Source organism: Bradyrhizobium zhengyangense (assembly GCF_022012555.1).
Classification (GTDB): Bacteria; Pseudomonadota; Alphaproteobacteria; order Rhizobiales; family Xanthobacteraceae; genus Bradyrhizobium; species Bradyrhizobium zhengyangense.
Genome location: NZ_JAKLTZ010000001.1, coordinates 137,787 through 163,912, shown reverse-complemented (window position 1 = coordinate 163,912; position 26,126 = coordinate 137,787). Strand labels below are relative to the sequence as shown.

Annotated in this window: 34 protein-coding genes; 16 read left to right on the top strand and 18 right to left on the bottom strand. The window is 63.4% G+C overall.

Annotated features, from left to right (window positions below; translation table 11 throughout):
- Positions 1-106: 106 nt before the first annotated feature.
- From L6639_RS00825 to L6639_RS00810, 4 genes are all read left to right on the top strand, one after another.
- On the top strand, positions 107-1,087 hold the full coding sequence (locus L6639_RS00825; protein ID WP_237858141.1) for an SH3 domain-containing protein: 981 nt from the start codon (positions 107-109) through the stop codon (positions 1,085-1,087).
- 174 nt (positions 1,088-1,261) lie between these two features.
- Positions 1,262-1,540, top strand: a complete 279-nt coding sequence (locus tag L6639_RS00820; RefSeq protein ID WP_164934154.1) for a hypothetical protein — start codon at positions 1,262-1,264, stop codon at positions 1,538-1,540.
- 256 nt (positions 1,541-1,796) lie between these two features.
- Entirely contained in the window at positions 1,797-2,003 is a 207-nt protein-coding gene (locus L6639_RS00815) for a hypothetical protein (protein WP_338076515.1), read from the top strand.
- A gap of 25 nt (positions 2,004-2,028) precedes the next feature.
- The gene (locus tag L6639_RS00810; protein WP_377818508.1) at positions 2,029-2,409 is read left to right on the top strand and encodes a hypothetical protein; all 381 of its coding nucleotides are present in this window, start codon (positions 2,029-2,031) and stop codon (positions 2,407-2,409) included.
- Positions 2,410-2,417: 8 nt separating this feature from the next.
- On the opposite strand, the gene L6639_RS00805 is transcribed toward L6639_RS00810, so the two are convergent.
- From L6639_RS00805 to L6639_RS00795, 3 genes are all read right to left on the bottom strand, one after another.
- Positions 2,418-2,987 (bottom strand): TetR/AcrR family transcriptional regulator, encoded by a 570-nt coding sequence (locus L6639_RS00805; RefSeq protein ID WP_237858139.1) that lies wholly within the window; start codon positions 2,985-2,987, stop codon positions 2,418-2,420.
- Positions 2,987-3,331 carry a DMT family transporter gene (locus tag L6639_RS00800; protein WP_237858138.1) on the bottom strand — a complete coding sequence of 115 codons (345 nt, stop codon included), beginning with the start codon at positions 3,329-3,331 and terminating at the stop codon, positions 2,987-2,989. The genes L6639_RS00805 and L6639_RS00800 overlap by 1 nt, the downstream gene beginning before the upstream one ends.
- A gap of 204 nt (positions 3,332-3,535) precedes the next feature.
- Positions 3,536-4,201, bottom strand: a complete 666-nt coding sequence (locus L6639_RS00795; RefSeq protein WP_237858137.1) for an O-methyltransferase — start codon at positions 4,199-4,201, stop codon at positions 3,536-3,538.
- Positions 4,202-4,298: 97 nt separating this feature from the next.
- On the opposite strand from L6639_RS00795, the gene L6639_RS00790 reads away from it, so the two are divergent.
- Together L6639_RS00790 and pdxY are read left to right on the top strand one after the other, a co-directional pair.
- Positions 4,299-4,943: a TetR/AcrR family transcriptional regulator gene (locus L6639_RS00790; protein ID WP_237858136.1), complete on the top strand. Its 645-nt coding sequence runs from the start codon at positions 4,299-4,301 to the stop codon at positions 4,941-4,943.
- 128 nt (positions 4,944-5,071) lie between these two features.
- The gene (pdxY, locus tag L6639_RS00785) at positions 5,072-5,884 is read left to right on the top strand and encodes a pyridoxal kinase (RefSeq protein ID WP_237858135.1); all 813 of its coding nucleotides are present in this window, start codon (positions 5,072-5,074) and stop codon (positions 5,882-5,884) included.
- An 8-nt stretch (positions 5,885-5,892) separates the two neighbouring features.
- Here the strand turns inward: pdxY and L6639_RS00780 are convergent, their stop codons facing one another.
- Positions 5,893-7,254 carry a M15 family metallopeptidase domain-containing protein gene (locus tag L6639_RS00780; RefSeq protein ID WP_237858134.1) on the bottom strand — a complete coding sequence of 454 codons (1,362 nt, stop codon included), beginning with the start codon at positions 7,252-7,254 and terminating at the stop codon, positions 5,893-5,895.
- A gap of 76 nt (positions 7,255-7,330) precedes the next feature.
- On the opposite strand from L6639_RS00780, the gene L6639_RS00775 reads away from it, so the two are divergent.
- The 4 genes from L6639_RS00775 (at position 7,331) to L6639_RS00760 (ending at position 8,569) form a co-directional block, all read left to right on the top strand.
- Positions 7,331-7,585 (top strand): hypothetical protein, encoded by a 255-nt coding sequence (locus L6639_RS00775; RefSeq protein ID WP_237858133.1) that lies wholly within the window; start codon positions 7,331-7,333, stop codon positions 7,583-7,585.
- The gene (locus tag L6639_RS00770; protein WP_212328575.1) at positions 7,566-7,730 is read left to right on the top strand and encodes a Flp family type IVb pilin; all 165 of its coding nucleotides are present in this window, start codon (positions 7,566-7,568) and stop codon (positions 7,728-7,730) included. The genes L6639_RS00775 and L6639_RS00770 overlap by 20 nt, the downstream gene beginning before the upstream one ends.
- Before the next feature lie 118 nt (positions 7,731-7,848).
- Positions 7,849-8,103 (top strand): hypothetical protein, encoded by a 255-nt coding sequence (locus tag L6639_RS00765; protein WP_237858132.1) that lies wholly within the window; start codon positions 7,849-7,851, stop codon positions 8,101-8,103.
- A gap of 319 nt (positions 8,104-8,422) precedes the next feature.
- Positions 8,423-8,569, top strand: coding sequence for a hypothetical protein (locus L6639_RS00760; protein ID WP_237858130.1), 147 nt, complete (start codon positions 8,423-8,425; stop codon positions 8,567-8,569).
- On the opposite strand, the gene L6639_RS00755 is transcribed toward L6639_RS00760, so the two are convergent.
- Positions 8,550-9,143 (bottom strand): bifunctional transcriptional activator/DNA repair enzyme AdaA, encoded by a 594-nt coding sequence (locus tag L6639_RS00755; protein WP_237858128.1) that lies wholly within the window; start codon positions 9,141-9,143, stop codon positions 8,550-8,552. The genes L6639_RS00760 and L6639_RS00755 overlap by 20 nt on opposite strands.
- A gap of 130 nt (positions 9,144-9,273) precedes the next feature.
- Between L6639_RS00755 and L6639_RS00750 the strand changes: the two genes are divergently transcribed.
- Positions 9,274-9,693, top strand: a complete 420-nt coding sequence (locus tag L6639_RS00750) for a nuclear transport factor 2 family protein (protein WP_237858126.1) — start codon at positions 9,274-9,276, stop codon at positions 9,691-9,693.
- Between the two features lie 71 nt (positions 9,694-9,764).
- Positions 9,765-10,685: a DMT family transporter gene (locus tag L6639_RS00745; RefSeq protein ID WP_237858125.1), complete on the top strand. Its 921-nt coding sequence runs from the start codon at positions 9,765-9,767 to the stop codon at positions 10,683-10,685.
- Between the two features lie 12 nt (positions 10,686-10,697).
- Here the strand turns inward: L6639_RS00745 and L6639_RS00740 are convergent, their stop codons facing one another.
- From L6639_RS00740 to L6639_RS00725, 4 genes are all read right to left on the bottom strand, one after another.
- Positions 10,698-10,982 carry a hypothetical protein gene (locus tag L6639_RS00740; RefSeq protein ID WP_237858123.1) on the bottom strand — a complete coding sequence of 95 codons (285 nt, stop codon included), beginning with the start codon at positions 10,980-10,982 and terminating at the stop codon, positions 10,698-10,700.
- Between the two features lie 99 nt (positions 10,983-11,081).
- Positions 11,082-11,351, bottom strand: a complete 270-nt coding sequence (locus L6639_RS00735; protein ID WP_237858122.1) for a hypothetical protein — start codon at positions 11,349-11,351, stop codon at positions 11,082-11,084.
- Positions 11,352-11,441: 90 nt separating this feature from the next.
- Positions 11,442-11,792 carry a zinc ribbon domain-containing protein YjdM gene (locus L6639_RS00730; RefSeq protein ID WP_237858119.1) on the bottom strand — a complete coding sequence of 117 codons (351 nt, stop codon included), beginning with the start codon at positions 11,790-11,792 and terminating at the stop codon, positions 11,442-11,444.
- Positions 11,793-11,836: 44 nt separating this feature from the next.
- Positions 11,837-12,010: a hypothetical protein gene (locus L6639_RS00725; RefSeq protein ID WP_018644642.1), complete on the bottom strand. Its 174-nt coding sequence runs from the start codon at positions 12,008-12,010 to the stop codon at positions 11,837-11,839.
- A 136-nt stretch (positions 12,011-12,146) separates the two neighbouring features.
- Here L6639_RS00725 and L6639_RS00720 point away from each other — a divergent pair, with 136 nt between their 5' ends.
- Complete coding sequence (locus L6639_RS00720) at positions 12,147-12,506, top strand: c-type cytochrome (protein ID WP_237858117.1); 360 nt, start codon at positions 12,147-12,149, stop codon at positions 12,504-12,506.
- 168 nt (positions 12,507-12,674) lie between these two features.
- On the opposite strand, the gene L6639_RS00715 is transcribed toward L6639_RS00720, so the two are convergent.
- From L6639_RS00715 to L6639_RS00705, 3 genes are all read right to left on the bottom strand, one after another.
- Positions 12,675-13,508: a PhzF family phenazine biosynthesis protein gene (locus L6639_RS00715; RefSeq protein ID WP_237858116.1), complete on the bottom strand. Its 834-nt coding sequence runs from the start codon at positions 13,506-13,508 to the stop codon at positions 12,675-12,677.
- A gap of 70 nt (positions 13,509-13,578) precedes the next feature.
- Positions 13,579-14,235, bottom strand: a complete 657-nt coding sequence (locus tag L6639_RS00710) for a hypothetical protein (protein WP_237858114.1) — start codon at positions 14,233-14,235, stop codon at positions 13,579-13,581.
- Positions 14,236-14,294: 59 nt separating this feature from the next.
- The gene (locus tag L6639_RS00705) at positions 14,295-14,747 is read right to left on the bottom strand and encodes a hypothetical protein (protein ID WP_237858112.1); all 453 of its coding nucleotides are present in this window, start codon (positions 14,745-14,747) and stop codon (positions 14,295-14,297) included.
- A 368-nt stretch (positions 14,748-15,115) separates the two neighbouring features.
- On the opposite strand from L6639_RS00705, the gene L6639_RS00700 reads away from it, so the two are divergent.
- Entirely contained in the window at positions 15,116-15,940 is an 825-nt protein-coding gene (locus L6639_RS00700; protein ID WP_237858110.1) for an FkbM family methyltransferase, read from the top strand.
- A 108-nt stretch (positions 15,941-16,048) separates the two neighbouring features.
- Here L6639_RS00700 and L6639_RS00695 read toward each other — a convergent pair whose 3' ends face one another.
- Positions 16,049-16,324, bottom strand: a complete 276-nt coding sequence (locus tag L6639_RS00695; protein ID WP_237858108.1) for a hypothetical protein — start codon at positions 16,322-16,324, stop codon at positions 16,049-16,051.
- 114 nt (positions 16,325-16,438) lie between these two features.
- Between L6639_RS00695 and L6639_RS00690 the strand changes: the two genes are divergently transcribed.
- Entirely contained in the window at positions 16,439-16,654 is a 216-nt protein-coding gene (locus tag L6639_RS00690; protein WP_237858106.1) for a hypothetical protein, read from the top strand.
- Between the two features lie 262 nt (positions 16,655-16,916).
- A complete protein-coding gene (locus L6639_RS00685) occupies positions 16,917-17,888 on the top strand; it encodes an acyl-CoA desaturase (protein ID WP_237858105.1) in 972 nt (323 codons plus the stop codon).
- 15 nt (positions 17,889-17,903) lie between these two features.
- Here L6639_RS00685 and L6639_RS00680 read toward each other — a convergent pair whose 3' ends face one another.
- The 5 genes from L6639_RS00680 to L6639_RS00660 all read right to left on the bottom strand — a co-directional run bounded on the left by L6639_RS00680 (position 17,904) and on the right by L6639_RS00660 (position 26,029).
- On the bottom strand, positions 17,904-18,419 hold the full coding sequence (locus L6639_RS00680) for a ParB N-terminal domain-containing protein (RefSeq protein WP_237858103.1): 516 nt from the start codon (positions 18,417-18,419) through the stop codon (positions 17,904-17,906).
- A 107-nt stretch (positions 18,420-18,526) separates the two neighbouring features.
- Entirely contained in the window at positions 18,527-20,776 is a 2,250-nt protein-coding gene (locus tag L6639_RS00675; protein WP_237858101.1) for a hybrid sensor histidine kinase/response regulator, read from the bottom strand.
- Between the two features lie 973 nt (positions 20,777-21,749).
- Complete coding sequence (locus L6639_RS00670; protein WP_237858099.1) at positions 21,750-21,998, bottom strand: DUF2442 domain-containing protein; 249 nt, start codon at positions 21,996-21,998, stop codon at positions 21,750-21,752.
- On the bottom strand, positions 21,979-22,224 hold the full coding sequence (locus L6639_RS00665) for a DUF4160 domain-containing protein (protein ID WP_237858097.1): 246 nt from the start codon (positions 22,222-22,224) through the stop codon (positions 21,979-21,981). The genes L6639_RS00670 and L6639_RS00665 overlap by 20 nt, the downstream gene beginning before the upstream one ends.
- 31 nt (positions 22,225-22,255) lie before the next feature.
- Positions 22,256-26,029, bottom strand: coding sequence for a vitamin B12-dependent ribonucleotide reductase (locus L6639_RS00660; protein WP_237858095.1), 3,774 nt, complete (start codon positions 26,027-26,029; stop codon positions 22,256-22,258).
- Positions 26,030-26,126: the final 97 nt, after the last annotated feature.

Below are 26,126 nucleotides of genomic sequence, written 5' to 3'. Positions count from 1 at the left end.
GAACTCAGTGCAAGGTGCGCATCTCACTCTTTTGGCGGATGCGACGCTTGCGAGCGGAACGCTTTCTTCCGCTCGCGCGTTCCGCCTCTCAGAGGAGGACTTCGCCATGAGACTGAGAACCGCTTTAGTTGCCGCATTGCTGCTTGCACCGACGGCCGCACTGGCTGCCCCTGGGATCGTCACCGTCTCGACCGGCTTGCGCGCCGGCCCGGGTGCGGGCTTTCCGCTGGTTGATCGCGTCCCCGAAGGCGCCCGCGTCAACATCCATGGTTGCCTGCGCGGCAACGCCTGGTGTGACGTGAGCTTCTCCGACGACCGTGGCTGGGTATCGTCGCAATATCTCGAATATCTCTACCGCAATCACTACGTCTATCTCCCCGACTATGTCGACGAGGTCGACGTGCCGGTCGTTCCCTTCGTGCTGAGCTCGTACTGGTCGAGCTATTACGAGGGACGTCCCTGGTATCGTCGCCATGCCTACTGGAATAGCTACTGGACTTCGCATGAGCGCTTCGCGACGCGGATGACGATCGATCCGCACGCCGCCCGTATCGGCCGTGCGGCGACGCGCGACGCTGCGGTCGCGTTGGGCCGCGATGCGCACGCCAAAGACAACATCAAGGGCAATGTCGCGGTCTCCGGGCGCGACGCCGTGACGGTGCGGCATGATGCGGCCATCGCCAAGCGCGATGCTGCGGTTGGCATCGATCGGAATCGCGCCGAACGAAGCCAGCGCTTTGTCAATGAGCGCACCGCCGTGCAGGCGCGCAATCCCCGCGATGCGCAGGCGCGCATGATGCACCAACAGGCGGCAAGCCGTGCCGCGCTACGCGCGCAGCCCACGGCGCGTGTCCATGAAGCACCGCGCATGTCGGCCGCACCCGCTGCGCGACCCGCAATGCCGCATATGGCTCAGCCCAATGTGAGCCACGGCGCGCCGATGAATGCCCATGCGCAGATGCCAGCGCCGCGTCCGGCTGCGCCTGCGCCGGCAGCCGCGATGCCGCATCCGGGCGGCGGCGGCGCTCCGCACGTCAACGCCGCTCCGCATGGTGGTGGGGCGCCCGGCGGCCATGAAAAGCACTAAGCTCGCCAACGAAAGCCCGGCGCTCGCGCCGGGCTTCTTGTTTGGGTTGGCGCGAGTTCCGTGCGCGTACAATTTAAGACGGTTCTTCGCGGGCAGATTTCATCGAACGTAAGATGTGTATCCAAAGATGTAAGCATCCACTCGGGGCAGCGGGGCTACGGGAGGATGATGACGATGAGACAGAACCAGGCGGAGTCGCGCCGTCAAAGTGTCGCGAAGCGGTCGATGACGAGAGAGGCCAAGCAACTGGCCGGCCTGATTGCCGGCTTGCGCAAATCCCTCGACGGCATCCACAAGGAGCGGGCGAGCACAAAACTCTCCGGAGCCGAGATGGGAATGCTCGACGAGCGCCGCAACAATTTGTTGCTCACCATTGCTGCCCTGGACGACCGTTTGTCGGCGGTGCAGGGTCTGATAGATCTCGGCCGGCCGCATGTGATCCGCGTCCACTAGAGCGGATCCCGGGCGCTATCGGTTCTGTCGCGGCGGCGATAGGCCGGAGCCTGGCTGGCAGCCCTGCACCTGCGCAATCGCAGGCGAGCCCTTCAACCAGCTCCAGGCAAGCAAAATCACATTCAAGATGCGGTCCATGACGAGGCGCAACCGCTCCGAAGGGGCGGGTGCCGGCTCACAATGCTGCCGCGGACGGCACCAAATTGCCACGCTCCCGGCGAATTGCCGCCAAAGGCCGCTGCCACGACGAGATCGGGTGCAGGGCAACGCAAGGGGATGCGCATTGGCCTACAAGATGATCGCAGAACGCGACAATGAGAAGTACAGTTTTGCCCGCGAGAGCCGATTGCTCATCGTGGCGAAGGCGAAGGTTTGGGCAAGCGAAGGGTGGCGGGTCGTCATCACCGATCAGGACGGCAAGGACTACGCGCCGCCGGAATTCGATCAGTTGCTGGCGGCTTGACCGCAGGACGGGCTAGGGGACGACATTGAGATCGCCATTTCGACCGGGGCGCGAGGTCATCGCGCCTCTGATGTTTCTTGGGACCGTTGCTGCGGCTGCCGCAGTGCTGGCGACGCCGTTCGTCTCCGCGCAAAATCTCGACGCGGGCAAACCGCCCGAGAAGCTCTTCGCCGACGGCTGCTCGGCCTGCCATCGCAGCCCGCGCGGGCTTGCCAAGGGGCGCTATACTCTGACGCTGTCCTGGTTCCTCCAGGATCATTACTCGGCCGGCCCGGATACGGCGAAGGCGCTCGCGGCCTATCTGGTATCGGTCGACACCCCGCCTCCGGGCCCTGCGGCGAAGCCCGGACCCAAGTCAGCGAAATCCAAACCGCGTCCGCCCAAGCCTGCTGTGCAGGGCCAATAGTCGCCCGACTACTGGCGCCGATAGCTCTGCGCGATCAGGCGGTCATGCACGGCGCGCAGGTCGGCGTTCATGCGGGTCTGTCCCGTCGTGACGAAGGACAGCCAGGCGCCATCGGCGGCGAGACGGACGATCTGGAGCCCCAGTGTTGCGTCCGTGGCGCGATGCCGTTTCAGGCGCGCTTTCATCCACTCGTTCCAGAGCCGGCGCAAAGACGGATCGGTGACGGCCACCATGCTCAGCGTCGCCCAGGGCGTTGTGAAGCCAAAGGCCTTTCCGGTGAAGACGGCATTCACATAGGCGCGCGTAAAACTGCCACGCGGATTCGGATCCGCCTCGATGGCGGCGTCGATCTCGGCATCGACGCGGCCGAGCAGATCGGCGAACAGGCCTTCGATCAGCGCCTGCTTACTGCCAAAATGGTGAAACAGCCCGCCCTTGGTGACGCCGGCAGCGGCCGCCACCGCCTGGACCGTGATGCCGGAGACGCCGTGGTCCGTGGCGATATCAGCCGCGCAGTCGAGCAAAGCGCGCCGCACCTGCTCGGGCTGCTTGGTGCGGGTGTAGGCGCTTGCAGGCATCAATGCGCTGTGGTCTGCGAGAACAGGTTGATGACGACGACGCCCGACACGATCAGGGCGATGCCGGCGAAGGCTGCGGCGTCCAGCATCTGGCGGAACAGCACGAAGGAGACGGTGGCGGTCAGGATGATGCCGACCCCGCCCCAGATCGCATAGGCGATGCTCAAGGGGATCACCCGGATCGCGACCGACAGCGCATAGAACGAGGCGACATAGAACAGCACCATCGCCAGCGTCGGCCAGGGCCGCGTGAACTGCGCGGACTGCTGCAAAAAGACCGATGCCGTCACCTCGAACACGATGGCGAGAGCTAGTGCGGCATAGGAGGTGAAAGCAGACGTCATGGCGATCTCGAGCGTGCGGAAAGATACCGCGCGGTAGGTATGTTCAGCATGCGCAACGTGGCTTTTGTCGGGAGCAACTATCACGTGTGAGTGACGGGCCTGCGACAAGGCAAAACCTGAGGGATTTGCGCGGTCGACGGCACAAAACCGCCGCACGACGGATCGTCGGGCGGCTTCGGGATGCGCGATATGTTCGATCCGGCCCTAACGGATCCGCACGGACAGCTCGACATCCTCTGCGAAGGGTGTGGACATGTAGCCGCTGCCGGGCGCGCGCACGCGCGCCAAATAGTCGGGGCTGTCGTCGGCGTTGTCGGCCACGATGATTGCGCCCGGCCTCAAACGGTCTTCGACCAGATCGAGGATATCAGGATAGAGCGCCTTGGCGCCGTCGAGCAGCACGAGGTCGATCTGATCTGGTAGATCGACGCTCAGCGTCTTCAGCGCATCGCCTTCGCGGATTTCGACGAGATCAATCAGCCCGCCGTCCCTGAGGTTCTCGCGGGCCCGCGCGGCCTTGGATGGTTCGAATTCGCTGGTGACGAGGCGCCCGCCACCATTGTCGCGCAAGGCTGCAGCCAGATGCAGGGCCGAGATGCCGAACGAGGTGCCGAACTCGACGATCGCCTGGGCGCGCGAACTGCGCGCCAGCATGTACAGCAGGCTGCCGGTCTCGCGCGAGACGGCGAGCGGCGCGTCCTTTAGGCGTGCGTAGAGGTCGCGGTAACCGGTCTTGCTTCGCATCATCCTGACGCGGTCGGCGTCGGTCACATCGGCGAAGGCGGCTTGCAGGTCGCCGCGAGCTGCTTCGTCCTGGTCGAACAGACGATGCAGCAGCGGTGCAAGCGATGTGATTGTTGGGGTGGTCATTTGGTCTCTCCGAGGTTCACGGCTGAGCGCGTGCTTGCGTGCGAATTGAAATACGACTAATTCGTCGCATTTCCTATTCGCATTCCCCGGGCGCTCCATGGCTGGTCGTCGAAGTCGTTCAGTTTCTTCACGAAAACAGCCGCAACAGGCGCGCTCCAACGAGCTCGTTGCGGCCATTCTCGACGCCGCGGTTCAGGTTCTGACGAAGGAGGGCGCACAACGCTTCACCACCGCGCGGGTGGCTGAGCGGGCCGGGGTGAGCGTCGGCTCGCTCTATCAATATTTTCCGAACAAGGCGGCGATCCTGTTCCGTCTGCAAAGCGACGAATGGCGCAGCACGAGCGAGCTTCTGCGCGGCATTTTGGCTGACAGGACGCAGCCGCCGCCGGCGCGGCTGCGCGCGCTGGTGCATGCCTTCATTCGTTCGGAATGCGAGGAGGCCGCGATCCGCGGCGCCCTCAGCGATGCCGCGCCGCTTTATCGCGATGCGCCCGAGGCGCAGGAGGCGCGCGCGGCGGGCGAGGGCATTATCGCGGCTTTCATGCGCGAAGCGCTGCCAAAGGCCTCGGAGGCTACGCGCGAACTCGCCGGGGAGCTGATCAAGACGACGTTGGCTGAGGTTGGCAAACGGTTTTCGGAAACACCGCGCGGCGAGGCGGAGATCACTCGTCGCGCTGATGCGCTGGCCGACATGTTCTGTGCCTATCTCGGTGAGCTGGCGTACCGCGGAAGTCATCCCTGACATCTGCGTTTGCGGGCCAATATCGTTCGAGATCGCGGGGATGTTGGGATAGCCTCGCGCACCGTCCTTTCAGATCGAGTCCGCGCCAGGCTTGCCACGACAGGTTTTTGATCCTACGGACCCCTCGCATGCTCGTCATTTCGATTCAAAGCCAGGTCGTCCACGGCCATGTTGGCAACAGCGCGGCGGTTCACGCCATGCAGGCGGAGGGCGTCAACGTGGCCGCCGTGCCGACGACGCTGCTCTCGAACCATCCGCGCTATCCGACCTTGCGCGGGCGGGTGCTCGACGCCGAACTGATCGCCGATCTGCTGAGAGGCGTCGAGGAACGATGCCTCGTCGATGAGGCCGCTGTGCTCGTCACCGGCTATCTTGGCTCATCCGACAATGCCGTTGTCGTCGCCGATTTCGTCGAGCGGGCGCTGTCGCGCAATTCCAAGCTCCTCTATCTCTGCGATCCCGTGATCGGCGACGACGGTCGCGTCTATGTCGCCGACGGAATTCTGGATGTGGTCCGGCGCCGGCTGGTGCCGGCGGCGCACGTGATTACGCCGAACCAGTTCGAGCTCGAGCTGCTCGCCGGCGTCAAATCTGCTGATACCGAGGGCCTGCGCGCCGCGGCGGCCGCGCTTGCCGGGCAACGCCGGATAGATGTCGTCGTCACCGGCTGCACGCTCGCGGACACGTTGGCGGGGCAGGTGGAGACGATCCTGTGTGCCGACGGCCGATTGTCGCGCTTCGCAACGCCGCGCTTGCCGATCCGTCCCTATGGCACCGGCGATCTCCTGACCGGCCTGATCGCGGCGCATCTTGCCAAGGGCACGGCGATCGAGGCGGCGGTGCGGCTTGCTGTCCGGACTATTTTCGCCGTGCTCGTTCGTACGCAAGCAGCAGGATCAGCCGAGATGCGTCTCGTGCCGCTGCCTACGTCAGGCACTTAAGATCGGGATCAGGTCGTCCGCTTCGCGGACGATTGCGCCGACTTTTGCGATTTTGCGGAGCTCTTCTCGCGTGCAACCTGCGCCTTCGATGGCTTGGCCGATGACTTGACTGATGACTTGGCGCTGGCCGCAACGCGCGCCTTTTTAGATTTGGTGTTGGCGGCTTCCTTGCGGTCGGTCGAGATGCCGCGCTTCGAAATATATTCCGGACCATCGATCGGGCCGACATGCGGCGGATCGTGGTCGAGATAGGGCCGGCCGATGCCGAGCGCCTTGCCGTTGGTGTCGACCCATTTCCACAGCACTTCCGTCGAGGCCCAGCGCTGGGCACGGTTGTTGCCCTGGGTGCTGACGATGTCAGCCGCGAGGCCGTGGCCGTAGCCGCCGCGCAGGCTGCCGCCGTGATAGGAGCGGTTGGACGCCGCCTTCAGGCCGCTCGCAATCTCCTGGCGATAGTCGTCACGGAACGCGCTTGTGATTCCGGGTGAGAGTCCGGCGGCTTCCGCCGCGAGCAGCATGCGGAACAGCTTCTGCTTGAAGCTCTTGTCCATGCCGCCGATGACGTAATCCATCAGCGGCATGTTAACGTGCTCGGCAGCCTTCGGGTCTTTCCAGGCAAAATCCTCGTCGACGAGTTTTGTGAAGCTGCGCATCACCGTGACCATCTTGCCCTTGCGCTTGATGGTGACGGCACGGCGGTCCTGGACCTTGATCGAGTCTTCCTTCGGTGTGCGCTGATAGAGCGCCCAGAGATAGCGATCGACGCAGGCATCCATCGAGAAGCATTCATCGAGCACGGCCACCGTGTCGGCCGGCGGCGAGGCCTTGCTCTCGGCCACGGGCCCGCTCGCGATCGCGGCGGGCGACAGCGCGTCCTGTGGGACGACGTCGCCGGGATCGGCGGAGGCGAGCTTGATTGTGGGCTCCGCTGCGGGCGCAGCCTCACTCACGGCAGGCGCGGCTTCGTTGGTGACGGCCGCAGCTTCGCTCGCGGCGGGGGCCGGTTCGGGCGCGACCTGAGGCGCGGGCGACGCTACAGGCAGCACTTCGGTCGGATCGGCCGAGGCGAGTTGGACGGCGGGAGCGGGGGCTTCGGGCGGCGGCGCTTCGACCAGCGCTACGCTCGGTGTCGCGGCCGCGGCGGCGGCGATGTCGGCGGTCAGCGCGATACCATCGTCGATCGTTGCGGCACGCGGGATGTCGGCAAGTTCGAGGCGGGTGAGATCTTTCGCGTGGGAAACTGCGGCTGCATTAGCGCCGCTGTTCTCGATCAAGGCCGGGGCATAAGCAGAAAGGGACAGAGCCAGCCAGCCGACCATCACGGCCGAGGGGCACGCAACAGCAACAAGAAGAGACCGCCGATCATTCATGATCCCTGCCTCCAAGGTTCGCGAACGAACCAGATTGCATAGCCAAGCACGCGGCGCGTCAATTGTTTGAGGGATGATGTGGCGGCGCAATGGCGCAAATCTCCCAAATCAGGCTTTTCAAGCCGGTGTTGCGCAAATGCAACTCGGGTTCCCGGAGGTTCCCATCGCGCCGGGGGCGGAAAAACCAGAAAATTCGGCTTCATTTGCCTATCAAATTGGATGGTGCGGATTTACTCAATCTTGGATTGTGATGATGCATTCCTCCCGTGCCGGCAACGTCCGGTTGATCTGGGAAGGACATGCTTGTGAAATTGAAATGCCTGTTGATTGAATTTGCGGCCGATGAATCCGGCGCCACCGCGATCGAATACGGCCTGATTGCAGCGGGCATCGCGCTTGCGATCATCGAGGTGATTTATGCGCTCGGCACCAACCTCGTCGCGAAGCTGCAATCCCTGGCGACGGCATTGAAATAGACCGTTCGCGTTAAGCATACCGGTATGCAAAGCTGGTGATGTTGCGTTGCGGTAAAACATGTCGCAATGCAGCAAATGTGGCTTACATGGGCTCCGAACTTCTCTTTGGAGCATCACCATGAACAAGAAAACGATGTCGATCGCAGCTGCTGTCCTCGCTCTTGCGGGCTCGACTGCCACCTTCGCTGCCGAGTTGCCGTCTTACGAGGCTAACGGCATTCCAGCGTCCCCCGTGCAGGTCCGCGTGCTCGGTGCCACCCATGTCGAGCAGCAGGTGACGGCGCCTGCCACCAGCATGACGGCGCTCCAGGCCAGTGTGCTGACGCCGCGCAAGCAGAAGACTGCGAATGTGACCACGGGTTCCGCCCGGTAAGCTGACATTACGCTGGGCTAAAAGCTCGGTGGCAAAGCGTTCACGACGTCAATGGCCGGGCTTGTCCCGGCCTTTTTTTGCGTCGTCTCTTCTCCGTCGTCGACAGCGTGATCAATCACACTGCGCGCGATCCGGCTCAGTTTGCCTATCGATGCGCTGACTGAGAATTCTTCAGTAAAAAATTGTCTCGCATCGCGCGACTTGTGTACCGCGGTTCAAAACGAGTGTGATCTGCTTAATAGTTGTTTTGCTGGTCGCGGCGCTTGATGCGGGCGCCGCATATTGGCGGCCAAGAATCGTTTTTGATAATGGAGCCGTCATGCCCGTTGCACAGAAAGCCGTTGTTACCGCCACTTCGCCGCGTGAGTTCATTGTTCGCCATCTCGCGATGTTCGCAGCCGCCGCGCTGTTCGTATTCGTGCTCAGCCTGACCTATGGGCTCGATCTCAGCCCCGGCTTCTTCTGAACGGCTCCACGCTCCGCTTGCGCGTTGCGCGCAGGCTAGACGGCGAACGGCCATAGAGCTCGGCGAAAGCGGCGTTGAAGCGGCGCAGGCTACCGAAGCCCGACTGAAACGCAATGTCCGTTATGGTGTGATCGCCGCTGTCGAGCAGGCGCTTGGCGCGCTGGACGCGGAGCGTTTTGGCAAGCTGCTGCGGTGTTGCGCCGATATGGCGCTCGAACAGCCGTGCGAGATGGCGCGATGAGATGCCGAGCCGTGTCGCGAGCGTCACCACGTTATCCTCGTCGAGCGCCCCCTCATTGATGAGCTTGACCGCGCGCGCGACCGTCGCGCGGGTGCCGTTCCAGGCCGGGCAGAACGGCGCGGTCTCGGGGCGGCAGCGCAGGCAGGGGCGGTAGCCGGCAGCCTCGGCCGCCGCCGCTGTCGGATAATATGCGACGTTGCGCGTCAGCGGGTGCTTGGCCGGACAGACCGGACGGCAATAGATTCCCATTGTCTTCACCGCGGTGAAGAAACGGCCGTCATATTTGGGATCGCGGCGCAGCCGCGCGGCGTTGCAGGTCTCGAAACTCAGCATGAGCGCATGATAACGCATGCCGGCACAGACGAAAGCGCCGCGGGATGACCGAGTCCGATTGTGGCGAGCCGCGGCCCAGGTCCCGGCCTAGAACGCGCCCCTCACGCCAACACAAGCGAGGAAGCGCATCGTGACCAGCCCGAAGGACATCGTTCTCAACGCCTGGAAAACCTTTTCTTCACGCGATGCGGATCGCATTGTGGCGCTGTTCACCGAGGATGCCGAGTGGATCGCGCCGAAAGGCAATGCCACGGCGGTTGCGCTCGACCACACCGACCACATGGTCGGCGCCAGGCAGATCGCGCGCTTCATTGCGGGGGAGATGCACAGGATGTTCTCCGCAATCGATATCGCCTTTCGCGGCGTGTACGCCGATGGCGATGTCGTGATCGTGGAGGAGCGGATGCGCGCGACGCTTGCAGACGGCAAGCCGTACGAGAACGAATATTGTTTTGTGTTCACCCTGGCCGGCGACTGCATCCGCGAGGTGCGGGAATACATGGACACGCGCAAGGGATGGCGCATGGTGTTTGGCGAGGAGCCGCGATGATCGGGCCATCGCGTGCCAGCCCTGCAGTCGCGTGGGTTGAGCCGATGCGCGCACTGACATAAGGCTGCCCCATGGATCAGCGGACGAGCGGCGCTGACGCTCTCACTCAGACGAACGATCGGACGCCGGCGCTGCTTGGCGTTGTCTGCGGGCTGTCGGCCGCGCTGTTCTGGGCGCTCGGCTTTGCCGGCACGCGGCATGGTCTGAAGGTCGGATTCACGCCGGTCGATCTCCTGGTGCATCGCTACGTCTGGTCCGGCATCGCCTTCCTGCCGCTGGTCTTGCGCGCAGGCATCTCGGACCTCTGCGGCATCGGCTGGGGCAGGGGACTTGCGCTGATGGTGCTCGGCGGCCCCGTGATGTCGCTGATCTCCTACACCGGGTTCCTGTTCGTGCCGCTCGGCCATGGCAGCGTGATCCAGCCGTCCTGCGCGACCCTCGGCGGCCTGTTGCTGGCTGCGCTGTTCCTCAAAGAACGGATCTCCGTCTCACGCCTGACAGGTGCGATCGTCATCGTTGGCGGCCTCGGCGTGATCGGCGCGGAATCGATCGGCCATATCGGCATCGACGGCGTGCAGGGCGATCTGATCTTCGTGCTGACCGGTTTGATGTTCGCCGGCTTCGGGGCGCTGCTGCGGCACTGGCGCGTTTCGGCGGTGTCGGCCGCGCTCGTCATCAACGTGCTGTCGTTGCTGCTGCTGCCGATCTACATCGCGACGGTCGGTCCTGCCCATATTGCCGCGATCGGCCTCACCGAGAACGCGATCCAGGCGCTGGCGCAGGGCGTGCTTGCGGGCCCTGCGGCGCTTTATCTCTTTGCCGTCTCGGTCCAGCGCCTCGGCGTCGCCCGCGCGGCCGTGTTTCCGGCCTGTGTGCCGGCGCTCACGCTGCTCACGGGATGGCTGCTGCTCGGCGAGCCGCCGACGATGCTGCAGGCCGCAGGTCTCGTGATTGTGCTGTGCGGATTCTACCTCGCGCAGAGGCAGAGGTAGCGCGGGCGGCGACTAACCGCTCTTCGGGGGGCTGCAGGTGACGGTGCAGCTGTTGAAATCACAGACGAGGAGCTGCTTCTTCGCCGGACAGGCCTTCAGGCTGCTGATCGGTTTGGGGGAGCCGCCGGGGACGACCATTTCAAGCGTGGTGCAGTTGCCATAGCGGGAGCAGGAGCCGCTCGGGAAGAGAATGTCGGTGCAGCGACAGGTCTGCGCCGCGTTCACCGGTGTGCTGCCGATGAATGCGATGGGTGCGACGACGAGCGACGCGGCCAGGACGAACTGACGGAATTGCATGACGGCCTCCCTATGATTGTAAAGTACGCGGCAAGTTACCACAGGGAAGGTTCCGCGCTTGTGAAGCGCCTCACAAGGCTGCGCGCGCGACGCCGCGCGTCAGAGCCAGTCCTTCACCCTTGGAGAGCAGGCCTTCTTGCGCGGGTTCCAGACATAGTCCGGTCCGCCGCAGGGCGGGCGGGGGCGCGTCGTGACCGGACATTCATTCCAGACCCGCGCGCCGGATTCCCAGCCATCGACGACGCAAGCGCCGAAAATGCTGGTGTGGCAACCGGGACCGCAGAGGCCGTCGGCGTTCGCCGCGGTGACCGCGCCAAGCAGCAGCACCGGTGTCGCAAACGTCAGCAGGATTCGTGGAAAGATCTTCATGATGCGCTCCTCCGCCAGCCGCGCGGAGCATAGCACCAAATCCGCCGGCCGAGAACGGCACCCGCGGCCCGCCTGCATGCGAGCGCCGCCTCAGGCCTTCTTCACGAACTCCGACTTCAGGTTCATGGCGCCGATGCCGTCGATCTTGCAGGCGATGTTGTGCCCGTCCGTGGCGTCCTGGAGACGGATGTTGCGGACCTTGGTGCCGCCCTTGACGACCGAGGACGAGCCCTTGACCTTGAGGTCCTTCATCACGATGACGCTGTCGCCATCGGCCAGAACGTTGCCGTGCGCATCGCGCACGCCGGCCTCGACAGGCGCATCCAAGGTCGCGCCGGCGACCGCGCTCCACTCATGGCCGCACTCCGGGCAGATCCAGAGGTCGCGATCCTGATAGGCGTGTTCGGAGCGGCAGTGCGGGCATTGGGTGGCGTCGGTCATGATGGTCTCGGTCTCGGAGCTTGGGAGTGGAAGGTGGCGGGCCGTCAGCGAAACAACGCGACGAAGATCACGTAGAGCCAGCCCAGGATCCCGTGGATGATCGCCCACAGGATCGAGTGATTGTTGGTGTAGGAGATCGCGATGGCGAGCGCCGAGCCGAAGCCCACACCGTATTTCGCGCCCTCGACGCGGACGCCGTAATAGCGATTGCCGTTCATGCTGGTCTTTCCCGCAAGATTGCGCTGCCATCTCTTCCTATGCGCATTGCAGCCGCCCCTTGACGCAGATCAATTGGCCGCCGCGCGCGCCGACTTAGGCTTATCAAGTCACCGCAGCGAAGGCGAGGTCGGAGCGATGTCGCGCAGCGTTCGAATTTATGTCGGCCTTGCCGTCCTGATCGCGTTGTCGGTGCTGTTTCTCCTGGGCGTCGTCCACACCGCGGCCGGCGCATCCGGGCTTTCCCCGCGCAAGGTCGCTGAAGGACATCGCCTCGCGCAGGCCTGGTGTCAATCATGTCATGCCGTCGAGCCTGACATGGCCGGGTTCTTCGACCTGGCCCCGAGCTTCCAGGCCGTCGCCGACCGCAAGGGCACCACCGCGCTCTCGCTCAAGGTGTTCTGGCGGACCAGCCACCACGACATGCCGAACCTCGTGATCGCCCCCGATCAGGCCGATGCATTGTCGGAGTATATCCTGAGCTTGAGAGGCAATTGACGGCGGTGATCTGATTTCGCGAAAACAACCCCATGCACAGTAGAAATGCCTGCGCTTTTCGGATTTCGGCGATCCCGAATAATCCTTGACCCGTCGGGCAAAACAGGCGCATGATGGCAGGGTGGGCCAGTGCGATGGTGCTGCTCCATCCGGGCTACAAATTGCTGCTCACGACTCCATGAACCGCGCGGTGCCTGATACCCGGATCGAGCTGCCTTTGGCCGGACCGATCTCGGCGCGGATCAGCGAGCGTGCGCCCATGTCTTCGCCCTGGACGATGTCGATGGCGCCGCCATGCGGCCAGCCGATGTCGCGCAGATGGCCGGCGAACGCGGCGGCGGCCGCGCCGGTAGCGGGATCCTCGACGACGCCGCCGGCGGCAAAGGCATTGCGCACATGGAACAGGCGCGGCGTCTCCACGCTCACCAGTGCGATGGTGATGAGATCTTCGCGCGCCATCAGCGCGCGGCCGCGCTCGAAATCATAGGCCATGCGCGCCAGCGCCTCGCGCGATCGCAGGGCCAGCAGGACATGATCGGCCCCGCCGTGAATTTTTGCCGGCGGAAGCTTTGGGTCGAGATCGCTGCTCGCATAGCCGAACAGGTCCAGCAATTCATCGCGCAACGAGGGATCGAGCGGCGCGCTGCGCGTGGGCGGCGACTGCAAGGCGGCCGCGATGGTGCTGCCGTCGCGCCGGCCCGACACGGAGATCGTGGCATCGTTCAGATGCAGCTCGAAAGCCCTCTCGCCAAAGCGATGTGCGAGCGCGGCGCCGAGCGCGATGGTGGCATGGCCGCAGAACGGCACTTCCATCGCCGGCGAGAAATAGCGGACGCGCCAGGCCTCGCCTTCGGGCGCGGCAAAGGCGGTCTCGGAGAAGCCGACCTCAGTCGCGATCGCCTGCATCTCAGCGGCATCGGGCAGGGCATCGCCGATCCAGACCCCGGCGGGATTGCCGCCCCTGATGCCGTCGGAGAAGGCGGAGATGCGGAGGACTGACATGAGATGATCCTGTTGGCGGGGCGGCAGCCTTCGGCGATTTGGGCTACGAAGGCAAGGCTACTGTTCAAGGCTACTGTTCGCGGGCGTTGCGCGTAAAGTAGGCGTGAATTCTGACGGCTTGCCGAACAGGCCAGTTCGGCTTTGCCCCGACGAGCTGGCGAGTGACCGCTTCGCGCAGCGCATGCAGGTCGAAATGAAGACCTGCCCAACCAAATGCAATCGCGATGGAAAAAAGGCCGTAAAAAAACTCGGCAGTTGTGACCGGCTGGTGGGTCAGCAGCCTCGCAAATGGCGTTGCGCTTTGAATACCGGCCAGGGCTGCAATGAACTTGATCAGGCTCCAGACCACGAACTGCTCGATATGCCAGACGTATTTTGGTGCAATGGCGGCGCCGAATATGCCGGCAAGCAGGTAGGTCAGCAGTTGGGGGCCCACACAGACGCCCACGATTGCGCCGATGAGAAGGAGCTCCTCCCTGGTGCCGGTGAGATAGCCGTAAATCGAGGTGCATATGCTCTCGTAGTCGCTGCAAACCCTTGTGAGACGATCGTGGTTTGGGGCTGCAACGATTTCCAAGGCAAGGAAAAGCAGGAAGAAAAGCGAGTTGATGTACCAGATCAAATAGAGTTCGCGGGCGTGCCGCTTTCTCAAGCGGCTCGCTGTGCATAGCGCGGCGATGGCTGCAGCGATGACGGAGACCAGGCCCCAGCCGTCCCAATCCGCCATTTCAACATCTCCGGCAGCAAGAGATCGTCATGAGATACGTTCGATCGCCGACCTTGTGCTTAGCGCCGTCCCGCACAGTAGCCCAAACCCATGCAGGTCGTCCCGCCGATCGTAAGGGCGCCACTGCCCAGCGCACCCGCGGTTCCTTTCCAGTTGCTGGTTTGGTCGTCTGGGCTGGACAATCCAGAATTCTCGATCGGCATCAGCCGATTGGGCATTTGGGGAGGTCTGTCGGCGTCAACGAGGTGGGATGGCCATTCATCCTGCAGCCTTGGAGCCGGCGTCGGGATTATCCTCTCATAGATGTAGGGGTGCTCGATCGGCCGAACCACCGGGCTGGTCTCCAGCTTCCAGAAGTTCTGCATCGCCTTTGTCGACGCCTTGCCCGCTTGGACAAGCAATCCGGTCATTTCGGCGATTTCCGCAGGGGGAGGAAGTTTCCCCGCATAGGCCCCGGTGCCGGGTGCACAAACAATGAGAATTGCAGAAGCAGCAAGTATTTTCGCACGCATGGCGGTCCCTCCATGAGCAAATGACTTTGACTGCAAATTATTCGCCAGCTCGGATGGACGCCCGCTGCAGGGCTACCATGCTTGTAATGTTGCTTCCGCAATCTGCGGGGCAAAACGCCCCGGAGAAGCAATATGTCCACCTGCATCTTTGGCGTGTGACGGGGACGATCGGTTCATAACGCCGTTCGAATTGGTCTTCACGGTTGCGCGATTATCCGAAAAGGGCTTCCGGTACAGGCCTATTGCGCTGCGCAATTCGGCTGTTCGTTGAGGTTACGCGCTACCCCCTGCAACTGCCACCGGGGCAAGCCTGGCATAAGCGCCCCTTGCGATAACGGCATCCACTTTAATCTCGAGGAGATTCTGCAATGCCGATCGCGGGGCAAAAGCTGGCCTTTGTCATGGCCTCGTCCAACCATGGCACCATGATCGTCAACCGCTTCGACTATCGCATGGTCGGCCCTGACCGCGGCTACGGCGTAGGCTATCAGATCCTGGAAGCGGCGGCTTTCGATCCCGGCGAAGTCAAGATCGCGCTGGAATTGCTGGCCTTGCGGCGCAAGCACCATGGCGACGGCATCATCGCCATCGATTGCGGCGCCAATATCGGCGTGCACACCATCGAATGGGCGTCGGCCATGACCGGGTGGGGCTCGGTGATCGCGATCGAGGCGCAGGAGCGGATCTATTATGCGCTGGCAGGCAACATCGCCATCAACAATTGCTTCAATGCGCTCGCCGTGCACGCCGCGGTGTCGTCGGAGCCAGGCACGATGCAGGTGCCGAACCCGAACTATTTCACGCCGTCGAGCTTCGGCAGCCTGGAGCTGCGCCCGCGCCCCAGCAACGAATTCATCGGCCAAGAGATCGACTACACCAACAACACGGTGCTCGTGCGCAAGATGACGCTGGACGAGCTCAATCTGCCGCGCGTCGATTTCATCAAGATCGACATCGAGGGCATGGAAATGGAGGCGCTCGTAGGCGCCCGCGAGACGGTCAGGGCGCATCGCCCGATCCTGCTGATCGAGAAGATCAAGACGGATCTGCGCCAGCTCGAGCAATGGCTTGATGACAACGGCTACCGGTTGATGACGCTCGGCATCAACATTCTCGCCATTCACCAGAGCGATGCGTGCCTGAAGGACATCAATGCAGCGCAAGGTGCCGGCCGGCAGCCACACGCGGCTTGAGGGAGGGCGGAGGTCTGGGCGAACTCCCGTCGGGTGGGCAAAGGCGCAAAGCGCCGTGCCCACGATATCTCTCGGTCACAAACAATGCGAGACTGTTCGCGCGGCGGCCTACCACCAATACGGCCAGCGCCATCCCTCATAGCGAATATAGGACGGCACGAACGGCGGCCCATAGGGATCGACGCGGTCGTCTTCGGGCCGATAGCGATAGCGTGGCACGACGTTGTAGTCCCACGGCGTCGGCCTGAGCACGGGCGCCGTCACGATGAGCCGCTCCTGGGGCGTGCGCACGACGACGGCCTTCCGCGTCCGGGCTTCGGCAGCGGACGTGCCGAGCAACACCAGGGCCGTTCCGAGAGCGCAGGCGATTGTCTTGATCTGCATGTGTTGGTCTCCTTGCTGGAAGAGTGCAAAAGGACGCCCGGCAAGGCAAGCTAATTCCTCCGCTGAACCTTTTGGGCCGCCGGCCGTTCTCTGTGTCAATGGAGAACGAATACAATGATGTTTGATTTGCGGGCCATGGCGATCGCGGCAAGTTTCACTCTGGCGTCCATCGCGGTGGCGGCGGCCGAGGGTCCGCAGGATCAGCCTGCAAAGCCGGCCACGAGCACGGCCGACCATGCCGGTCCAGCCCATCCGATCCGTGTTATCCTTGCGGCTCCCTGGGAGACAGCCCCGTCTTCGTCAGGCGCACAGGTCACGGTGCAGAAATAGTGCCGCAGGATGGGCAAAGGCGCCCTTGCGCCGTGCCCACGATCTCTCTCGGGTACAAGCAATACGTGGGCACGCTTCCGCCTTCGCTCTGCGAGCTACGGCGGCCGCTTTGCCCACCCTACAGCACCGGGATCGCCGGGTCCTGCGTTAACCCCCGCGACAGCTGTTGCCATCTCCGCGCTTCCACGGGTTGCCCTGGATATCGGGCCTCTGTACCTTCTCGTTGCAGATGAACTGATGTTGCATCCATGGATTGGCTGAAATGACCGTCGTTGAGGGCGTGGTTGCGGAGGAGGGGGCGGGCCGGAACGAGGCGCCGAAAATGCCGCCCGGCGTGCTGGTCGAAGGCCCTGTCGTCGACGCCAAGTTTCGCGATTCCTACATCTCGTTCGCCCTGATGATCGCGGGCTCGATCGGGGCGCTGATCTGGGCCTTCACCTACGGCCTTGGACGCGTGGAGATCTCGGTCTTCCTCGGCATGTTCATGCTGACGACGATGGGAATCGGCTTCATGCATCGCTACTTCGTCCACCGCAGCTATCGCTGCGGTCCTGTGATGCGGACGATCCTGGCTGCGATTGCCACCATGGCGGTGCAGGGCTCGATCCTGAAATGGGTGAGCAACCACCGGCGGCACCATCTTCACTCCGACAAGCCCGGCGACGTTCACAGCCCTTACTATGACGGCTTCGGTAACCGCATCGAAGGCTTCGCCAAGGGCATGGGACATGCGCAGGGCGGCTGGGTGTGGGACCAGGCAACCACCGATGCCGAATACTACGCCAAAGATATCCTGGCCGACCCGATCGCGATGTTCTTCACCCGGACGCGCTGGTACTGGTACGCGCTGTCGGCGCTGATCATTCCCAGCGGCATCGGCTACGCGGCCGGCGGCGTGCACACGATGATCGGCTGCGTGCTGTTCTCCGGCCTGTTCCGCAGCTACATGATGACGATGGCGACCTCGCTGGTGAACTCGGTGTGCCATAGCGACGGCCGCTGGGGCTACCGCCGTTACGAGCTCGACGACGGCACCACCAACGAGCTGGTCACCACCCTCATCACCTTCGGCGAGGGCCTGCACAACAACCATCACCGCTTTCCGCGCGATGCCTATCTCTCGCACGCCTGGTACGAGATCGACATCAACGGGCTGATCATTTTGGGATTGGGGAAGCTCGGGCTGGTGACCGATATTTTCATTCACCCGGAGAACGAGCGGCGGCGGGACTGAGCGGGTGGCCGGCAATCAGTAGCGGCCGCCGCTGCCTTTTTGCTGCGTGATCCAGTCCGACAATGTTTTCGGGGACGATTTCGCAGGCCGGCCCGGTGATGCCTTCGGATTGTCGCGGACGCCTTTCGTCGGACGGGTACGCAACACTTCCGTTGCGTTGACGCCCCTCAAGGCAGCCGTCGATGCCTCTGCGGCTTCCTTCTCGAGGCGCAACTGTTTCAATCGCGCCATCTTGATGCGCTCTGCCTCGACCTCGGGCCCCTCGGACAGGAACTTTCTGTGCTGCGCAAGCTCGGCCGGAACCACGACTCCGAGAATGGTGGTCTCGCCAAGCGCCTTGCAGGCTTCGAGCCGCTGCAGTCCCTCGACCAGGACGAGACGGTCTCCCTCGGTCCGGACGGAGATGGGGGCCTGTTGCCCGATGTCCAACATGCTTTCCGCGATCTCTCCGACGATCTCGGGCTTGATGTCCTTCTTCCTTTTCGTGGGAACGAAGATTTTCTCGATCGGGAAGCTTTCCGGCTTGGACATCGCTTGTCCTCCGCGTCTAACCGGTTCCGTTGCAAAGCCGGTGGGGTGGCAAGTGTAGGGGTGAAAGGCGCGGTCGCAAAGGTATTTCGGGCGGCGTGGCTGGGGGGCTAAGGATCGAGGGTATCTGGCTGATTTGGGAGCCGGGTGCGCAGCAAGTTCACCAGTTCGGCGATCTTGAATGGTTTGGTCAGGATGTAGTCGAATCCGACGCGCTTCATGTTGTTCATGTTGGCTTGCATGGCATCCGCAGTCAGCGCGACAACCGGAATGTGCGCGGTGGAAGGGTCCTCGCGCAAGCTCTGCAGAACGTCGAAACCCTTGCCGTCGGACAGGTGAATGTCGGTGATGACGAGATCGGGCTTCACCGATCGCGCAATGGCGATCCCGTCCTTGACGGTCTGCGCATCGAGCAAGCGGATGCCTCCCGCATTTTCGACGACGCCACGCATCAATTCGAGATTCGGGATCTTGTCCTCGATATAGAGAACCGTGTTCCGCGCAAGTGGGGTGGCCGCAGGCAATGGCGTCGCAACCTTCGCTGACGTCGTCGCGCCCTCATCGGCGGCCGGCAGGTCGACCCAGAATTTGCTGCCTTCTCCTTCGGTGCTTTCGAAGTCGATGCGACCGTTCATCGCCAGCACCAGTCGGCGGCTGAGGGCAAGACCGATGCCGGTCCCCTCGACCTGGGTGAGTTCGGCGCCGAGGCGATTGAACGGCTGGAAAATCTGGTCGCGAAGCGCCGGACGGATGCCCGGTCCGGTATCCCGGACGATGAAGCGGACCATGCTGCCGACCGGGATCGCCGACAGCTGAACCCAGCCGCCCGGGATGTTGTACTTGATGGCGTTGCTTCCGAGATTGAGCAGGACCTGGATCAGACGAGTCCGGTCGGCGGTGACGAGCGGAAGGTTTGCCGAGGTGTCCACCGTAAAGACAATGCCGCGCTTGCGGGCCTGGAGCTCCAGCGTGCGGCTCGCTTCGGTCATGATTTCCAGGCAATCGAGCGTCTCGAGGTCGAGCTTGACGTGTCCGGCCTCGAGGCGGGCCATGTCCAATATGTCATTGATGACATTTTCGAGATGCTCGCTCGCCGTCATGATGTTCTCCGTGTAACGAATCCGGCGATCGCGCGCGAGCGTATCTCCCGCCCCGTGCAGCAATTGGGCGAAGCCGGAAATGGCGCCGAGCGGCGTTCGCAACTCGTGGCTCATCGACGCCAGAAATTCCGATTTCGCGCGATTGGCTTGTTCGGCCACCTGCTTTGCGACCACTGCCTCGCGCGTCTCGGCTTCTCTCTGGAGGCGTTCGCGCTCGCGCAGCGCAATCAGGTGCGAGGCTCTGACCAGCGCCTGGCCGACCTCGTCGATCTCGATGATGTCGGTGACGGGAATCGACGGCAGTCCCGGTGACCCCAGTGCAAGGGCCGGGGCGCTGAGCCTCCTGATCGAACGGCTGATGCGGGCACCGAAGATCGCGGCCGCGAGGCAGCCCATCGCAAGCATGGTGCCGGCAGTTGCAGCGTTGAACGCGATCGATTGCCGGGCATCTGCAGTCAGATCGGCGAGCGGAATGCCCATGCCGACCGTCCAACCGGATCGGGGGGAGCGGCTGAAGCTGCTGAAAATCGGGATGCCTTCGACCGTCGTGGTTTCGATGCTGGCCTCGGCGACTTCCGTGAAGCGCCGGACGAATTCCGCCGCGCCCTTCTTGCCGACGAACTGGTCCGGGGCATGCGTGCGCGCGACAATGGTGCCGGTGCCGTCGAAAATCGCGGCGACCCAGCTCGGCGGAATATTCTGCCTGCGCAGGATCCCGCTCAGGCGATCGGGCGTGATGCCCATGGCCAGCGTGTAGATGATCTTGCCGTTCGCGAGCACCGGCACCTCGACCACGAACACCCAATTGTCGACGACGGGACCGAGGAAAAGATCGGAAACGACGGGTTCGCCGGTTTCGAGGATCCGCCGCACGACGTCGGGCTGTCCATGCCGGGGCAGGGGAGCGCCAAACGGCCGCAGCGTATTGAGGACCTGCTGCGCCGCGGGATCGGTGAGGACGATGTTGGTGCCGGTCAGAACGGTCAGCGCCTCGCGCGCCTGGCCATAGAAGCCCTCGAGGTTGCCGGAGGAGAGATGAGGCGATGTTGCGAGCGCCTGCAGCGCGGATTGCACCCCGTACAACTCGGCATCGACGGCCTGGATCAGCGCGCGGGTGGTGGCAACCGTGCTCTGACCGACAGAAGCGGTATTTTGCCGGTAGGAATGCACGATCATGAAGCCCGCCGCCAGCGTCACTGGCAGAACGCAGGCGATGACCAGGCAGATCAGCCAGAAGCGAATGGTCCTCTGATGCCACATGACGCTCTCGCGCTGGCTCGCAACGATGCAACGTCGTTGCGCGCCGGTGGTCCCACTTGGGAGATTCGACCGTCACTGACGATCGAAACAGAGTTGTCATGACCGTTAGCGACTCACTGGGTCTTGATCCAGCGCAAGATATGCCCGGTCGGTCGGAAAGAGTGCTACGAGCGCCAGCGTCCGCGCGCGGCAATCCTCGGGGGATCAACCGTGCGCGACACAACCATTGCGATAGATCGCAGCGCGCAGCGTGGATTGAGCTCTTTGCGAAACCCATCATCTCTCGCCCACGCCCCCAAAAGTCAGACCGCAGATGTGAATTACGCCACAGACGGCGGCCATCCAGTCTGCTTATCTGTCGCCATCACGCCTCTCATGCGCGCGCTTGGCATTGCGCATCGGGCGCCATCGCATTTCGAAACTGTTGGGTGATCGCTATGGGCGTTTTTCATCGCACAGCCATGCTTTGCAGCTGGTTCATCGAGTCCACCATGAGCGGGTGTACCGAGAGATTTCGCGTGCGCTGAACAAGCGCACAGAGAGTTTCCCGAGGCCCCGCCGGTGACGGACGGGGCTTTTTCATGTTCGCAATCTGCCCATTCCGGATCGGCGGCGCCTTCGCGAGAAGGAGGCAGGGTCATGTGGAAGTATGTTGGACCCGATTTCGCTTTCGACGTGGTGAAAGGAATGGTCGCCGGAATAGCCTCAATGGCCTTTCAGGTCGTGGCGCCGCGAACCTTTCGTGCCGCAAAGCAGTTTCGCGCGCGCTGGGTTGCGAGGAGGGCGGCGAGGCAGGCTGCGAGACAGGCGCGTCGAGATGCGGTGGCGGATGACGAGCGGTGAGGGGCTGATGGTCCGGATGGAGCGCGTAGGGTGAGTTGGGCGTAGCGAATCCCATCAACAGTCGGGGTGGCGTGATGGGTTTCGCAATGGCTCAAGCCATCCTTCGGGCTTTTGCCCGAGAGAGGTTCACCTATGCTGCATGTTCCGGGGATCGCGTCACGTCGCCACGTCCGGCAAGGAGGCCTGCAACGGATATGTCCTCGTCAAGCGCTTCCCAATGCAAACCGACGCGGCTGAGTTCGACCTGCTCGCGTTCGGCGGGCGTCGCATGCAGCAGACGCGGAAACCATGCGAGCGGTATGCCGAGTGTCCGGCCGTCGGACAGTTCGACCCACATCGTGTGCTCGTCGAAGCGAACGCTAGTTGCCGAAATGGTCATGCCAAGCCTTCAGAAGAAGATCGCGGTTGTCTTCTACCACGCGCAGGATATTCGAAAGTTCCCGCGGATTGAAGCCATAACTGTCGGCGATTGATATGGCGGGCTCAAGCCAGATCTTGGCGTCCCGGCCGCCGCCTTTGACGTGGACATGCGGCGGCTCGGGTGGCTGGCCTTCGTTGGAGAAGAAGTAGTAGCGCAAGCCGCCCTGGCGCAATGCAACTGGCATCTTGGCCTCCGGGCGGCTTGCGCTATTGGTCTTAGCTGCACCCCGTCGTGCTGCCGCACGTATCGCACTTCATGCAGGTGCCATTCCGCACCAGCGTGAAGTTGCCGCACTCGCTGCACATCTCGCCTTCGTAGCCCTTGGCCTTGGCTTCCGCGCGGCGCTCGGCCTTGCTGGGGGCCGCAACCGTTGCGGCGCTGCCGGCCTTGCTCCACTGGAGGGCTTCCAGCTTCTCAGTGGGGGAGAGGTCGTGGGCCACTTCCTGCTTCAGCGCGACCGCGCCTTCCAGGACATCGCCGACCCGCGCGCTCGCGCCGTGGGAGGCCAGCGCCGTGACCTTGCTGCCGCCTGACGGAGCGTTGTCGCTGCCGGAGACGACCGCGGCCGAGCCGCCGCGCATCACCACCAGATTGTCGGTGCGGGAGCGGGTGAGGCCGCGCGAGACCAGCTTGGAGGCGTGGTGGCCCGTGTTCTCGTCCGGCTCCTTGCCTTCTTCCACGCCCTTGCCGAGCGCGTCGAAATTCGACTCGGTCGGATCGACATGGGCGAGATCGAAGCGCGACATGTAGCTCACCGCCAGCTCGCGGAAGACGTAGTCGAGGATCGAGGTCGCGTACTTGATGCTGTCGTTGCCCTGCACGGGGCCCGCCGGCTCGAAGCGGGTGAAGGTGAAGGCGTCGACATATTCGTCCAGCGGCACGCCGTATTGCAGACCGAGGGAGACCGCGATCGCAAAATTGTTGATGAAGGAGCGGAGAGCTGCGCCTTCCTTGTGCATGTCGATGAAGATCTCGCCGAGACGGCCGTCGTCATACTCGCCGGTGCGCAAGTAGACCTTGTGGCCGCCGACGACCGCCTTCTGGGTGTAGCCCTTGCGACGATCCGGCATCTTCTCGCGCTCACGCATCACGATGATGCGCTCGACCAGCTTCTCGACGATCTTCTCCGAGACCTGGGCGGTGCGCGCCGCCATCGGCTTCTCGTAGAGATGGTCGACCGCATCGTCCTCGTCCTCGTCATCGCTGATGAGCTGCGAGTTGAGCGGCTGGCTGAGCTTGGAGCCGTCGCGATAGAGCGCGTTGGCCTTCAGCGCCAGCTTCCACGACAGCATGTAGGCGGACTTGCAGTCCTCCACCGTGGCGTCGTTCGGCATGTTGATGGTCTTGGAGATCGCACCCGAGATGAAGGGCTGGGCAGCGGCCATCATGCGGATGTGGCTCTCGACCGACAAATAGCGCTTGCCGATCTTGCCGCAGGGATTGGCGCAATCGAACACCGGATAGTGCTCGGCCTTCAAATGCGGGGCACCTTCCACCGTCATCGCGCCGCAGATGTGGACGTTGGCCGCCTCGATCTCGCGCTTGGTGAAGCCGACGGCCTGGAGCAGGTCGAAGCCCGGAGCCGCAATGGCTTCGGCGCCGATGCCGAGCTGGTCGCGGATGAAATCTTCGCCAAAGGTCCACTTGTTGAAGGCGAACTTGATGTCGAAGGCGGTCGGCAGGGCCTTTTCGACCTTGGCGATGGCTTCATCGGTGAAGCCCTTGGCCTTCAGCGTCGAGGCGTTGATGCCGGGCGCGTTGGAGAGCGAGCCGTGGCCGACGGCGTAGGCTTCGATCTCCGCGATCTCGCTCTCGCGATAGCCGAGCGCGCGCAGCGCCGCGGGGACCGCACGGTTGATGATCTTGAAGTAGCCGCCGCCGGCGAGCTTCTTGAACTTCACCAGCGCGAAATCAGGCTCGATGCCGGTGGTGTCGCAGTCCATCACGAGGCCGATCGTGCCCGTGGGCGCGATGACCGTGGTCTGGGCGTTGCGATAGCCATGCTGCTCGCCGAGCTCGAGCGCCGCATCCCAGGCCGCCTGCGCGTGGGCAACGAGGTCGGCTTGCGGGCAGGAGACGAGGTCGAGCGGGACCGGGTTGACGCTGAGCGCCTCGTAGCCGGAGGACTCACCATGCGCGGCGCGGCGGTGGTTGCGGATGACGCGCAGCATGTGCGCGGCGTTCTTCTTGTAGCCGGGGAAGGTGCCGAGCTCGGCCGCGATCTCGGCCGAGGTCTTGTAGGTGATGCCGGTCATCACAGCGGTCAGCGCGCCGCAGAGCGCACGGCCTTCCTTGCTGTCATAGGACAGGCCCATGGTCATCAAGAGGCCGCCGATATTGGCGTAGCCGAGGCCGAGCGTGCGGAACTCGTAGGAGAGCTCGGCGATCGCCTTCGACGGGAACTGCGCCATCATCACGGAGATTTCGAGCACGATGGTCCAGAGCTGGCAGAGGTGCTCGTAACCCTTCACGTCGAACTGCTTGGTCTCGGTGTTGTAGAAGGTCAGCAGGTTCGCCGATGCCAGGTTGCACGCGGTGTCATCCAGGAACATGTATTCCGAGCACGGGTTCGACGCGCGGATGTCGCCGGACGCCTTGCAGGTGTGCCAGTCGTTCATGGTGGTGTTGAAGTGCAGGCCCGGGTCGGCCGACGCCCAGGCGGCGTAGCCGATCTTCTCCCAGAGGTCGCGCGCCTTCAGCGTCTTCGTCACCTTCTTGGAGGTGCGGGCGTTCAGATTCCAGTCGCCGTCGGTCTCGACAGCGCGGAGGAAGTCGTCCCGGAGCGAGACCGAGTTGTTGGAGTTCTGGCCGGAGACGGTGAGATAGGCTTCGCTGTCCCAGTCGGTGTCGTAGGTGTCGAACTGGATGTCCTTGTAGCCCTGCTTGGCGAACTGGATGACGCGCTTGATGTAGTTATCGGGCACGAGGCTGCGGCGCGCGAGCTTGATCTCGCGGCGGAGTGCTGGGTTCTTCTCGGGATCGAAGCAATCGTCGCCCGAGCCTTCGCAGTTCACGCAGGCCTTCAGCACCGCCTTCAGATGCTTCTGGTTGATCTTGGAGCCGGTGACGAGGGCGGCGACCTTCTGCTCCTCCTTCACCTTCCAGTCGATATAGGTCTCGATATCGGGGTGATCGACGTCGACGACGACCATCTTGGCCGCGCGGCGCGTGGTGCCGCCCGACTTGATCGCGCCGGCAGCGCGGTCGCCGATCTTGAGGAAGCTCATCAGGCCGGACGAGCGGCCGCCGCCGGACAGCTTCTCGCCTTCGCCGCGCAGGCGGGAGAAGTTGGAACCGGTGCCGGAGCCATATTTGAACAGGCGGGCTTCGCGGACCCAGAGATCCATGATGCCGCCCTCGTTGACGAGGTCGTCACCGACGCCCTGGATGAAGCAGGCGTGCGGCTGCGGATGCTCATAGGCCGACTTGGACTTGGTCAGCTTGCCGGTGAAGGGGTCGACGTAATAGTGGCCCTGGCCGGGGCCGTCGATGCCATAGGCCCAATGAAGACCGGTATTGAACCATTGCGGCGAGTTCGGCGCGACCATCTGCATGGCGAGCATGTAGCGGAGCTCGTCATAGAACGCCTGCGCGTCCTCGTCGGAGGAGAAATACTTGCCCTTCCAGCCCCAATAGGTCCAGCAGCCGGCGAGGCGGTCGAACACCTGCTTGGACGAGAGCTCGCTGACATAGCGCTCCTTCTCAGGCAGAGCGGCCAGCGCCTCGGTGTCGGGCACGGAGCGCCACAGGAAGGAGGGGACGGATTCCTCCTCGACCTTCTTCAGGCGCGCGGCAACGCCGGCCTTGCGAAAGTACTTCTGGGCGAGCACGTCGGAGGCGACCTGCGACCATTCGGCCGGGACCTCGACGCCGTCCATTTTGAACACGACCGAGCCGTCGGGATTCCTGATCTCCGACGTGGTCAGGCGGAATTCGATTCCCGCATAAGGTGACTGTCCCGAAGTGGTGTGGCGCCGCTCAATCCGCATGGTCTTGCCCCGTCCTTATCTTTGACCGGATACGCCCCTCGTTGAAGGCGTCCGGGTCGACATTTCGTTTCGCGTTTCCTTCAGGGCCTTGTCAGGC